The following is a 12,129-nucleotide window of genomic DNA, read 5'->3' on the forward strand; positions in this document are numbered from 1 at the left end:
GGACGGCGGGACGCTCGCAGGATTTGGGGATTCAGGGGGTAGGAGTGGTGCCTTTCGATACGGGCGAGGTGGTGCGGCGTCTGACGACGCGGCTCAAGATGCGCCATCTGGTGCTGTTGTTGCAGATTCAGCAGCATGGCTCGCTCACACGCGTGGCCGAGCATATGGCGACGAGCCAGCCGGCCGTGACCAGCGCGCTGGCCGAGCTGGAAAGCATGCTTGGCGGCCCGCTGTTCGACCGCACCCCACGCGGCATGACGCCCACGCCGCTGGGCGAAGTGGTACTCGCCCGGGCGCAGGCGATGGTCCACGATCTCGACCATCTGACGCGCGACATCGAGGCGGTGATGGCCGGGCATGCCGCGCGCCTGCATGTGGGCGTGATTCCCTATATTTCGGGCAAGACGCTCGCTGCCGCGATTCAGCAGACGCTCGCGCAGATGCCGCAACGGCTCACCGTCACGCTGCACGAAGGCACAAGTGAAGCGCTCATGGCGCAGTTGCGCGATCACACGCTGGACGTGGTGATCGGGCGCGCCGCCGCCAGTGTCGACCTGACGCAGGTGCAATTCGAGGTGCTCATGCACCAGATGCCCCGCGTCGTGGCCAGCCGCCGGTTGGCCGCCAGGCTGGGCCGCAGCGCCCCGGTTTGGGCACAACTCGCCGAGCTGGATTGGGTCATGGGCGCCCCCAATACGCCGATGCGCGATCAATTGGCCGACTTGTTCCTGCATGCCGGCGTGGTGCCGCCGGTGCCTGTGGTGGAGAGCTTTTCGTCCCGCCTGACGGGTGAACTGCTCGCCAGCAGCGAGCGCGCCGTGTCGCTGCTGCCGGCCGACATCGCCGAGGAACTGGTACGCGTTGCAGGCGTGGCAGTCGTGCCATGGTCGCTCACGTGGACGTTGCCGCCTGTGGCGATGTTCACCCGCCGGGAAAATCCGCGCGAGACCCATCAGCGGTTTACGCAGGCGTTGCGGGCCCAGTATCAGGCGATGACGGGATCGGTGTGAGCGTGGCGCGGCGGTAGCAACCGTAAGGCGTGGAAAGGGTTTTCCGTCGAAAAACCCGGCAAATTCGCGAAATAACCGCCTTTTGGCATGTTTGTTCGTCGATTGCGATTCGAGCGTCAGACGTAAGGTAACGGCATGAATGATGCCACCCCCTTCGCCCAGTCGCCTCACCAGATTTTTCTCGCTCCCGCCCTGCTGCCGACGCAGGTCGGCCCGGCCGGGTTGCGTTTCGACTTCAACGACGGCGCACGGGTCGTCATCCCCGATTTCGGACAACCGTTGCCGTGGCGCGTGCGGGTCTTCGACACGCGCGACGATGCCACGCTCGTCGAAACCGAGTTGTCCTCGGGGGTTGTGCGCAGCCCCGCGAAGTACTTCGTGCCGTACGGCATCACCATCTGGCTCAACAACGTCGTCGTGTTCGAGCATCGTTACGACGCCCGCGATCAGGACGTGCTCGTCCAGTTCGCGGTGGCCGCCCTCGGCGATGTGCTCGGCTGGCTGCCCTATGCGCTGCGCTTCGCGCGGGAACATGGTTGCCGTCTCGCGTGTGTGGTGACACCTGCGGTCGCGTCGCTGTTTCGCGACACGTATCCCGAGGTGGATTTCGTGGCACAAGAGAACGTCGAGCGCCGCAAGTATTACGCGACCTACAACATCGGACTCTTCTTCGACGACGGGGAGCTGACACAGCAACCGCGCGACTTTCGCGAGACGGGGTTGCATCGGACGGCGGCACATATTCTGGGTGTGGATGACACGGAAACCCCTGCCCGTCTTGGCTTGCCGGATACGTCGCGTCCGTTGGCGGTGCCGTACGTGTGCATCGCCGTGCAGAGTACGGCGCAGTGCAAATACTGGAATCGTCCGGACGGCTGGGAGACGGTAGTCGCGGGGCTACGCGCGCGTGGGCTTCGCGTGATCTGCATCGATCAGAAGCCGCGTCATGGCAAGGGCGACTTCTGGCAGACCATTCCCGAGGGTGCGGAAGATGCGACAGGCGATCTGCCGCTCACGGAGCGCGCACGCTGGCTGATGCACGCGAACGCATTCATCGGGCTATCGAGCGGCTTGTCATGGCTGGCATGGACGGCAGGCACGCCAACGGTGCTGGTGTCGGGTTTCACGCTGCCGCACAACGAGTTCGCCACGCGGTATCGCGTGATTGCGGAGAACGTTTGCACCGGCTGCTGGCACGACCCCACGCTGCGTTATCGGCACGACGACTTCCACTGGTGCCCGCGCCATCACGGCACGTCGCGCGCCTTCGAATGCACTCGCGAGATCACGCCGGAACAGGTGCTGGCGGCGGTGGATCGGATACCGGGGATTGCGGTGAAAGGGGTGTGACTTTGTAGATCAGAAATCGAGTGCTTCGAGATCGGCACTCGTCAGATCGCGCACCCGCCGGGTTTGCTCCCGCAGTTTCAATGCAGTCAATGCGGGGTCCGATTCAGCGTATAGATCCTGGAGTGTTGCGCCGGGGGCGATGGCGTCCAGATAGCGCAGGATTTGCCCGAACGCGAGACCCGGGTCGCCGTGCTCAATGCGATGGATGGTGTTGCGCGAAAGTCCCGCACGCGCCGCTACGTCGGTCTGCTTGAACTGACGCGCCGTGCGTAACCGGGCAAGGAGTTGGCCCAGACGCGTGGCTTCGGCCTGCAATGCCGAGGATATCGATTTGCTTTGGGATATTTTCATGATCGTGAAATCAGGCGTTAAAGCACTAATGTTTGATTTTACGATCATGCGGATTTACGTAGATATCACTCCGGCCGGCGCCGGAATGCCCACCAGCCGGCGGCCGCCGTGCCGGTCGCGACGATAGCGACCAGTACCCAGAACCCATGCGGATGCTCCGCCAGCGGGATACCGCCCACGTTCATGCCAAAAAAGCCCGCCACGATGTTGATCGGCAATGCCAGCACCGTCACCACCGTCAGCGTGTAAATCGTGCGGTCCGTGCGCTCGCTGACCATCGCCGCAATTTCTTCCTGCAACAACTTGATGCGCTCGAGCAGCGCCGACAAGTCGTTGAGCACCACCGCAAACTCTTCCGTCGCCTGACGGAATTCCTGCACGTCTTCGGCATGCCCCCACACGGGCGGACGGCTCAGTAGCCGGAAGAGCGCCGCCGGCTCCGGTGCCAGCAAGCGTTGCAGCCGCACCAGCACCCGCCGCAGCGAACCCAGATCGGCCCGGTTGCTCTCGATGCGCTGCTGCAACAGCCGGTCTTCCACGGTATCCACACGACGGCTGGTCTCGCGCACGATACGCTCCAGCACGTCCGCCTGATCGCGCAGCAAGTGCACCAGCAACGCCAGCGGCGAGCGAAACGCCTCGCCACGTTTGACCGACGCACGCAGCTTGTCGATCGATCGCAACGGTTTGACCCGTCCCGTCACCAGCAGCCGTGCATTGGCCGCCACCCGCAACGTGGAAATCTCGGACTGCGCGATGTCGAACGCGAAGATCACATCGTTGATAACCGCCAGCAACCAGTCGTCGGAATGCTCGATGCGTGTGGAGCGCGACCCTTCGGTCAGCGCGTCGAAGAACTCTTCCGGCAGGCTCATGTGCTGTTGCAGCCACTTCTCGCATGCGGCATGCGCGAAGTTGAAATGCAGCCACAGGAACCCGTCGGCGGGCTCGCCGCGTGCGAGCTTCGCCAGCCACGCCAGCGCCTCGCCGGAATCGACCGGCTCAGGCGATGCGCCCTCGGTGAAGTGATAGCCGTAGATCAAACCCGCCTGATCGCAGCCATAAGCATGATGAGCAAGGTCGGCAAACATGCGCACTGTCGGAGTCAAACGTGGGGAAGCCGGTAATGTTGTGACGGCCGGTAAAGGCCGGCACGTCGGGAAAGCCGCGCCAGAATGTGGCGGGACCGGCCATCATGACAATGTCATATGTCTTTTATGTGACAGTCATAAACCCGTTGCAAGCGCGGTGTGCCCCGGTGCGCCGCCCTCGCCAGCGCCATGCGGGTGTCATAGAATCGTCGCATACTCAGTTGCTCAATCCGCCACGCGGGGGTTTTCTCCGCCCCGTACCGAGATCGTCGCCATGACAAAATTCGACTCCGATGCCGACCACGACGCCTCGCTCGCGCGTCGCCTCCAGGATGACCTGATCGACAGCTACGACGAAGAAATCGAGATGGAAATCGACGATCTTCGCCTGCCCGGCCTGAACGATCTGACCGACACCGCACGCAGCGAACGCCTGCAATATTTCCGCGAGCTCTTTCGCCTGCAAGGCGAACTCGTCAAGCTGCAAGACTGGGTCATTCGCAGCCGCCACCGCCTCGTGGTGATCTTCGAAGGCCGCGATGCCGCCGGCAAAGGCGGCGCCATCAAGCGCATTACGCAACGCCTGAACCCGCGTGTGTGCCGCGTCGCCGCCCTGCCCGCCCCCAACGACCGCGAACGCACGCAATGGTATTTCCAACGCTACGTGCAGCACCTGCCCGCAGCCGGCGAAATGGTGCTGTTCGACCGTAGCTGGTACAACCGCGCAGGCGTCGAGCACGTGATGGGCTTCTGCACGGATGACGAGTACGAAGAGTTTTTCCGCTCGGTGCCCGAGTTCGAGAAGATGCTGGTGCGCAGTGGCGTGCAGATCGTCAAATACTGGTTCTCGATTTCAGACGAAGAGCAGGAAGCCCGCTTTCTCGCCCGCATTCAAGACCCGCTCAAGCAGTGGAAGCTCAGCCCGATGGATCTGGAAAGCCGTCGCCGCTGGGAGAGCTACACGCGCGCCAAGGAAGTCATGCTGGAGCGCACCCATATTCCCGAAGCGCCGTGGTGGGTGGTGCAGGCCGACGACAAGAAGCGCGCTCGCCTGAACTGCATTCATCACCTGCTCGCACAAGTGCCCTACCACGACGTGGAACGCACGCCCGTGCTGCTGCCCGAGCGCGCCCGCAGCGAAGACTACATGCGCCACCCGGTGCCCGACACGATGATCGTGCCGGAGATTTATTGAGATTTATCGGGAGAAAGGTTGGCGTGGAACGCGCCAACCGGCTGCGGCCGTGTGACACAAACTCACCACGGCCGCAGTCGAAAATACCGTCAGGAAATTAATGCGAAGTCAGCGGTGCCGGTGCATGGGTGATCGGCAAGCACAACGTGACGCGCAAACCGCCATCCGGTGACGTCGCCAGACGCACCGAGCCGCCCAGCCCTTCGACCAGACGCCCCACCAGCGACAAGCCAAGGCCGCAATGGCCTTCGCCGCCGCGCGAAGCATCGAGCCGCACGAACGGCCGCATCGCCAGCGCCACCTGATCTTCCGGAATCCCCCCGCCGCAGTCGGTCACTTCGATGTAGCCGACATCGCCCTCGCGCCACGTCGCCAGCCGCACCGGCGGCTCGCCGTGCTCCAGCGCGTTGTCGACAAGATTCGACATCACGCGATCGAGCAACGTCCGCGGCAACTTGAAATCGGAGCCCGCGCGCAAGTCGCAGGTGAACAACGCCTGATCGGGGCACGACGCGCCCGCCGTACCGCTCACCCCAGCAACGCCGTCAGCCCTATCACTACCTTCACCGCCCTCGCCATCGACATACGCGAGCGCTTCGACAACCATGTCCGTCGTCATGAGCGCTGGCACCGCAGCGTCACACGCCTCTTCGGCCGGAAATTGCTCGCGCAGAAACGCGTCGACACCGACGAGCGGGCTCGTGTCGGCCTCGTCGCGGGCATAGGCGAGAAATTGCTGAACGATGTGATTGATGGAGGCGATGTCGCGCACGAAGCCATCGCGCGAGCCTTCGTTGTCGATCAGATCGGCCCGCAGACGCAGACGCGTGAGCGGCGACTTCAGATCGTGCGCAATCCCGGCGAGCATGATCGCCTGATTGTCTTCCGCCTCGGCCAGACGCTTGGCCATGTCGTTGAACGCGTGCGCCAGGTCACGCAACTCGTGCGGCCCTTGTTCGGGCAGCAACGCCGGGCGGCGTCCCCGGGCGATCACCCGGGCGGCTTGCGCCACGCGCGCAATAGGACGCTGCATCTGCCACGCCATCAACAATGCCAGCAATACCGCCCCAATCAGAATACCGACCGTCTCGCGCACGAAGGGCGGCATCGGCGGCAAATCAAGCGGAATGACAATCCATTGATCGTGGTTCGGCAGCAAGACCCACAAGCTGCTGCGCTTCGGCTCTTCACGCACATGCAACTGCGTGCCGGGCGGCAGCTTCGAGAGCAGTTCGTTACGCAGGTGCGAGGCACGCCCGTCTTCCGACGGATCGGCAAACACGGGGGCCTGCGCAAGCGGCACGCGCCGCAACCCGCGCGGCGGTGCAAGGCTGCCCGGGTCGACGGCTCGCTGATCGACGCTCTGGATGGCGATGAGCAAGCCGCGCGCGAAGCCGTCGACTTGCTGGCGAGGCCGCTGATAGAACACCAGCGCGCTCCACACGATATGCATCACCAGCAAGACGCCGATACCCAGCAATGCCATGCGCCCGAACAGCGTGTCGCGCAGCCGCCAACGCAGTTTCACGCCATCGACTCCCGCCAGCCACGCACCGCACGCTTGACCGCTGGCGCCACCGCTGCGACCGCAGCCACCGGCGGCACCGCAAGCGAGCGGCCATCGTCAGCGCCACCGGCGTCATGCTCGCGCGTGTCCGATGCCGCATCGGCCGACAACTCGCCACCGGGCACAAACACGTAGCCTTTGCCGCGAATCGTCTGGATATAACGCGGCTCGGATGGATCGGTTTCGATCAGGCGGCGCAGACGCCACACCGGCACGTCGAGACTGCGATCGCGGAACGAGATGCCGTCGCCGTACAGCATGGCGTGCAGCTTCACACGCGGCAGCACTTGCATCGGATGTTGCGTGAACGCCTTGAGCATCGCGAATTCCGTGTCGCGCAGCGGCAGACGCTCGCCCTCGCGCTGCAAGGTGCGCAGCGTGAAATCGAGTTCGAACGGACCGAAGCGGTACGGCGCGCGCGCATCGGGGGCACTGGCCGCCACCGGGCCACGCCGGCGCAGGACCGCGTGAATGCGTGCGAGCAATTCGCGCGGATCGAACGGTTTGGCGAGGTAATCGTCGGCCCCCAACTCCAGACCGAGGGCCCGATCGAGCGGCCCGCCGCGTGCCGAGAGCATGATCACGGGAATATCTTCCCCGGCCGCGCGCAAGTCCTGCAAGGCACGCAGGCCGTCACGCTCGGGCATCATGATGTCGAGCAGAATCACCGACGGACGCTCGAGTTCGAGCCGGCGCAGCAACGACGCGCCGTTGTGAAGCACCGAGACCTGCATACCGTTGGCATGCAGCAGCTCACGCAGCAGGTCGCGCACGACGGGATCGTCGTCGACCAGAAGAACATGCAGACTCATGAAGGAATTCTCGCTAATTTAGGCTCGGCCCAGCTCACGCAGGGAGGCCGAACTCTGGACTGCCGCTACGGCAGGGTCTTGCGTCGTAGCCTGTACCGACTGCACCGGCTCGGAGGCAGCAGATTCGCGCACCCCGGAGAGCGATCGCAGCGCATTCGTGAAACGGTCGGGCGATGACGAAGCGCGGCGTGTGCCGACGGTAGCGGCGGTGCCCTGCCCCGGCAAACGCCAGGCCCGATGTAGCGCCGCACCCGGCGCGCCAATGCCTGAGGACATGGTTTGTGCTCCCACGGTGTCGAGATACGCTGAAGTTTGCGCGCCCGTCCAGCCACCCGTTGGCCGAAGCATCCAATAAAATGGCATCCAATCCTTATTTCAGAAAGGATTGGTAAGGCAGCCTGATGCGCAGCCCAGCCGTTCGCAACCACCACTCGACTGAAAAATGCAAATTTGAGCGACGTTGCGAGCGATAGCGCGAAATTATAGTCATCTTGGCGCATACACGCTGGTTTCACGTGTTGCAGCATTTACCCCGTATGTCTCGTGGGAGGTCGTATGCGCCGTCCAATCTTCACATTGTGCAAACACGCCGCCACGGGGCTGGCCTTGGGGATTGCCATCGCCGCGACGGCCAGCGCCGCCCCAGCGGCCTTGCCGGGCGTGGCTTCCGGCGCGGCGACAGGCCCGTCGGCCGCAAGCGCCCATGACGATCTGCGCAATTTCGGCAACGATCCGTTTCTCCACATTTCCTCGGCGGTGGCCGACTGTCCGGTGCCGTTAGGCCCGTTCATGCGCGAATCCGACTGGATAGCCGATGCCCACCACCGCATCGAGAAAGGCAATCACTGCTGGTTCGAGGGACGCTGCCGCCTCTCCAATAGCTACCGCTACGATGTCGAGATTGCCGAGAGCGCGCAGCGACGGCTGTCTTCGATCGCCGCCGACATTCCGTGGAAAACGCAGACCTCGCTCTGGCTCACTTTCCAGCGGCGCATCATCGTGATGCAGGGCTGCATGGCGCCGGGCTTTCCGCTCGCCAAATTCATCAAGGCGCTCGGCCAGACGGCCGATGTCGAGGCCGTGGTCGATCAGGTCGTCATCCGCCGCCCCGGGGCACCGTTGCCCGCGCTGACCTACCCCACACCGGATCACCCGTCGCTGCCCATCGGTGCGCATCCCTTGCCGTGAGGCACATAACCCAGCCGAATTCGACCGAAAACGACATAAACCCACCGCCGGTCAATTCTGTTCACAAAGTCGCAACAACTGAAAACAGTTTGTCCCGCCCCCTTTGATTAGGATCGCCACATGTCTGCACAACGGTGCGGACGCGGTGCTTATTTCCTGATCAATGACGCTCTCACGCAAGTTTCGCCTCACCCCTCGCCGCAAGACCGCCGCGGCTGTCTTTCTCGCGCTGTGTGCCATCGCGGCGTGGCAATGGCCGCAGGCAAAACCGCCGGCCTATCTCAGCGCCAAGGTCACCCGCAGCAGTTTGGAAGATGCCGTGCTCGCGACGGGCGTGCTTCAGCCGATCAAGCAAGTGGAAGTCGGCTCGCAGGCCAACGGGCAGTTGCGCTCGCTGAAGGTCGTGCTCGGCGACAAGGTCACCAAGGGACAATTGCTCGCGGAGATCGATCCGACACTCAGCGAGAACGATCTTCGCGAAGTGACCGCAGGGCTCACGACGCTCGCCGCCGACCGGCGCGCCAAGGCCATTCGCCATGCGCAGGCCGAGCGCGAGCTGGCACGCCAGCGGCAGATGGCCCGCGAGGATGCCACCTCGCCGCGCGACTTTGAAAAGGCGCGCACCGACTATGAAGCGCTGAGCGCTGAACTGGCCGCACTGGACTCGCAAATCAGCCAGCAGAACGTCAAGGTCGACAAGGCCCGCACCAACCTGTCGTACACGCGCATCACCGCGCCGATCTCGGGCAGCGTGACGCTGATCAGCACACAGGAAGGTCAGACCGTCACCGCGATCTATCAGATCCCGACGATTCTCAAGATCGCCGACCTGTCGAAGATGACCGTCAAGGCGCAAGTCTCCGAAGCGGACGTGGTGCGCATTCGCGAAGGTCAGCCGGTGTATTTCACGATTCTGGGAGCGCCCCAGACGCGCTATGAAGGCAAGCTGCGCGTGATTCAACCTTCGCCCGAAAAGATCAACAACGCGATCTTCTTCAATGCCCTTTTTGACGTGCCGAATCCGAACGGTGTGCTGCGCCCCGACATGACGGCGCAAGTCTCGATCGTGCGCGAGCGCATCTCGAACGCACTGACGTTCCCGTCGGTCGCGCTCGGCGAGCAACGTGCTGATGGCCGTTACAAGGTGCGCGTACTCGACGCCAAAGATCACGCACAACCCCGCTGGGTCAAGGTCGGTCTCGACAATCGCCTGATGGCGCAAGCGCTCGACGGGCTCGCAGAAGGCGATCGCGTGGTGACCGCCGACCCGACCGATGTGCCCCCGCCCGGCAGCGGTGACACCGGAGGCGGTCTGCTGTGACGCGCGCGCTCCCACCGTCCGATGCAATGCTTCCGGCGTCCGATATGCCCGACGGCGTGCGCGACGGCGCGCCCGCCGGCGTCCCGCTGTTGCGCTTGTCCGGCGTGGCGCGCTCGTTTGGCGAGGGCGTCGGTGCGGTGACCGTTTTGCGCGACGTCGAACTGGTCATCCAGCGTGGCGAGATGGTGGCCATCATGGGGCCGTCGGGCTCCGGAAAATCCACGCTGATGAACGTGCTCGGGTGTCTCGACCGGGCCAGCAGCGGATGCTACGAAATCGATGGCCGCGATGTGGCCTCGCTCTCCGACGACGACCTCGCCGCGCTGCGCCGCGAGCACTTCGGCTTCATCTTTCAGCGCTATCACCTGATGGGCCACCTCACGGCGCAGGGCAATGTCGAAGTGCCCGCCGTGTATGCCGGCACCACGAAGACGGCGCGAGCGCAACGTTCTGCGGCACTGCTCGGGCGACTGGGCCTAGGCGGACATCTGTCACACCGCCCGTCGCAAATGTCGGGCGGCCAACAGCAACGCGTGAGCATTGCGCGCGCGCTGATGAACGGCGGCGACATCATCCTCGCGGACGAACCCACTGGGGCGCTCGACAGCCGCAGCGGTCTGGAAGTCATGCAGATCCTGTGCGAACTGCACGCACGCGGGCACACGATCATTCTGGTCACGCACGACCCCGGGGTCGCCGCGTGGGCACAACGCGTCATCGAGATTGCCGATGGCCGCATCGTGCGCGATCGCGTGAACGAGACGCCACGTACGGCAGAACTTGCCGCGCTGACGCGTGAACGGACGCAGACGCAAACACAGACACAAACGCAGACAGAGACACAAGAAGACACTCGCGCTAGTCAGATCGATCACACCCGTGCAGCAGAGGCCCCGACGCCCGATGACATCGCCATACAGAAACCCCCGGCAGTCGAAGTGCGTCGTCGCTGGCTCGCCGGCTGGCCGAAGTTCTCGGAGAGCCTGTCGATGGCGTGGCACGCGCTCGCCTCGCACCGGTTGCGCACGGGACTCACGATGCTCGGCATCGTCATCGGCATCACGTCGGTGGTCTCGCTCTCCGCCATTGGCGAGGGCACCAAACGGCGCGTGCTCAACGATATCGGCAGCATCGCGCCGAACACGATCACGGTGTTGCGCGGCAGAGACTTCAATGACGACAAGGCCGCCGAGATTCGCACGCTGCTGCCACGCGACGCCGAACTGCTCGCCGCGCAGCCGTACACCGACAGCGTGTCGCCGCAGGTGAACGCACGCACGGTACGTGTGCGCTTCGGACGCATCGATACCGACGCCCAAGTGCACGGCGAAGGCGCGAATTTCTTGCGGGCCAACGGGCTGAAGCTCGCGCGTGGGCGTGGCTTCGATACCGGCGAGGTCGAACGTCAGGCGCAGGTGGCCGTCATTGGCGAGAACGCGCTGCGCAAGCTGATGCCGAACGGCGGTGACCCGATCGGTCAGATCGTGCTGGCGGGCTCGTTACCGCTGCGGGTGATCGGTGTAGTGCGCGACCGTTCGTCGATGTTCGTGAGCCGCTCGCTCAACCTCTATGTGCCGTGGACCACCGCCGCCAGCCGTCTTGCGGGTCAGCAGCATCTGGAAGCGATTACGGTGCGTATTCTCGATGGCCACCCGCCGTCAGCGGCCGAAGCGGGCATCGTGCGCGTGCTCACACGAGCGCACGGCAACAAGGATTTCTTCACGTTCAACATGGACACGGTCGTGAAGTCGATCTCTCGCACCAGTCAGATGCTCACGCTGCTGCTCTCGTTCGTCGCGCTGATTTCGCTCGTCGTGGGCGGCATCGGTGTGGCGAACATCATGCTGGTGTCGGTCACGGAGCGCACACGCGAGATCGGCATTCGCCGCGCCATCGGTGCGCGGCGACAGGACATCCTGCGCCAGTTTCTGATCGAGGCGGTGCTGGTCTGCCTGATGGGCGGTGCCGTCGGCGTGGTGCTGTCGTACGCCATCGGCCAACTCGTCGCGTTCGTGGTGCCGCAGGTGGCCGTCGTGTTCTCAGTCAACACCTTCGCGGCGGCCGTGTTGTGCGCCAGTGTCATCGGCGTCGCCAGTGGCTGGTGGCCGTCGCGCAGTGCGGCACGGCTCGATCCCGTCGATGCGCTGGCCCGTGAATGAATTGCCCCCCAACCGTCCCGCTGCGCCCCCCCTCAGGCACGGGATGGATTTATACCCCGCGCGCGATTCGGTGTCGCGCGCGGGG

At 64.2% G+C, this 12,129-nt stretch carries 11 protein-coding genes; 6 read left to right on the forward strand and 5 right to left on the reverse strand.

Annotated features, from left to right (window positions below):
- Positions 1 to 47: 47 nt before the first annotated feature.
- Both CDV46_RS10415 and CDV46_RS10420 read left to right on the forward strand, forming a co-directional pair.
- Positions 48 to 1,010: a LysR family transcriptional regulator gene (locus CDV46_RS10415; protein ID WP_058379837.1), complete on the forward strand. Its 963-nt coding sequence runs from the start codon at positions 48 to 50 to the stop codon at positions 1,008 to 1,010.
- 135 nt (positions 1,011 to 1,145) lie between these two features.
- Positions 1,146 to 2,360 (forward strand): autotransporter strand-loop-strand O-heptosyltransferase, encoded by a 1,215-nt coding sequence (locus tag CDV46_RS10420; protein WP_087691411.1) that lies wholly within the window; start codon positions 1,146 to 1,148, stop codon positions 2,358 to 2,360.
- Positions 2,361 to 2,369: 9 nt separating this feature from the next.
- Here CDV46_RS10420 and CDV46_RS10425 read toward each other — a convergent pair whose 3' ends face one another.
- Both CDV46_RS10425 and CDV46_RS10430 read right to left on the reverse strand, forming a co-directional pair.
- Positions 2,370 to 2,711 carry a helix-turn-helix domain-containing protein gene (locus CDV46_RS10425; RefSeq protein ID WP_087691410.1) on the reverse strand — a complete coding sequence of 114 codons (342 nt, stop codon included), beginning with the start codon at positions 2,709 to 2,711 and terminating at the stop codon, positions 2,370 to 2,372.
- A 65-nt stretch (positions 2,712 to 2,776) separates the two neighbouring features.
- Positions 2,777 to 3,802 carry a transporter gene (locus CDV46_RS10430; RefSeq protein WP_087722493.1) on the reverse strand — a complete coding sequence of 342 codons (1,026 nt, stop codon included), beginning with the start codon at positions 3,800 to 3,802 and terminating at the stop codon, positions 2,777 to 2,779.
- A gap of 274 nt (positions 3,803 to 4,076) precedes the next feature.
- Here CDV46_RS10430 and ppk2 point away from each other — a divergent pair, with 274 nt between their 5' ends.
- The gene (gene ppk2, locus CDV46_RS10435) at positions 4,077 to 4,997 is read left to right on the forward strand and encodes a polyphosphate kinase 2 (RefSeq protein WP_058375770.1); all 921 of its coding nucleotides are present in this window, start codon (positions 4,077 to 4,079) and stop codon (positions 4,995 to 4,997) included.
- A 97-nt stretch (positions 4,998 to 5,094) separates the two neighbouring features.
- On the opposite strand, the gene CDV46_RS10440 is transcribed toward ppk2, so the two are convergent.
- Genes CDV46_RS10440 through CDV46_RS26795 form a run of 3 tightly spaced genes read right to left on the reverse strand, consistent with a single transcriptional unit; the run spans position 5,095 to position 7,652 of the window.
- Complete coding sequence (locus CDV46_RS10440) at positions 5,095 to 6,525, reverse strand: ATP-binding protein (protein ID WP_254915998.1); 1,431 nt, start codon at positions 6,523 to 6,525, stop codon at positions 5,095 to 5,097.
- A complete protein-coding gene (locus CDV46_RS10445) occupies positions 6,522 to 7,376 on the reverse strand; it encodes a response regulator (protein ID WP_087722494.1) in 855 nt (284 codons plus the stop codon). The genes CDV46_RS10440 and CDV46_RS10445 overlap by 4 nt, the downstream gene beginning before the upstream one ends.
- Positions 7,377 to 7,394: 18 nt before the next feature.
- Positions 7,395 to 7,652, reverse strand: a complete 258-nt coding sequence (locus CDV46_RS26795) for a hypothetical protein (RefSeq protein WP_140413338.1) — start codon at positions 7,650 to 7,652, stop codon at positions 7,395 to 7,397.
- Positions 7,653 to 7,931: 279 nt separating this feature from the next.
- Between CDV46_RS26795 and CDV46_RS10450 the strand changes: the two genes are divergently transcribed.
- The 3 genes from CDV46_RS10450 to CDV46_RS10460 all read left to right on the forward strand — a co-directional run bounded on the left by CDV46_RS10450 (position 7,932) and on the right by CDV46_RS10460 (position 12,044).
- Entirely contained in the window at positions 7,932 to 8,564 is a 633-nt protein-coding gene (locus tag CDV46_RS10450) for a hypothetical protein (protein ID WP_176399051.1), read from the forward strand.
- Positions 8,565 to 8,727: 163 nt separating this feature from the next.
- Positions 8,728 to 9,885: a macrolide transporter subunit MacA gene (gene macA, locus CDV46_RS10455; protein ID WP_087691407.1), complete on the forward strand. Its 1,158-nt coding sequence runs from the start codon at positions 8,728 to 8,730 to the stop codon at positions 9,883 to 9,885.
- A gap of 44 nt (positions 9,886 to 9,929) precedes the next feature.
- Entirely contained in the window at positions 9,930 to 12,044 is a 2,115-nt protein-coding gene (locus tag CDV46_RS10460; RefSeq protein ID WP_087722495.1) for a MacB family efflux pump subunit, read from the forward strand.
- The last annotated feature ends 85 nt before the right edge of the window (positions 12,045 to 12,129 follow it).

It is taken from the genome of Pandoraea sp. PE-S2T-3 (assembly GCF_002179965.1).
GTDB lineage: Bacteria > Pseudomonadota > Gammaproteobacteria > Burkholderiales > Burkholderiaceae > Pandoraea.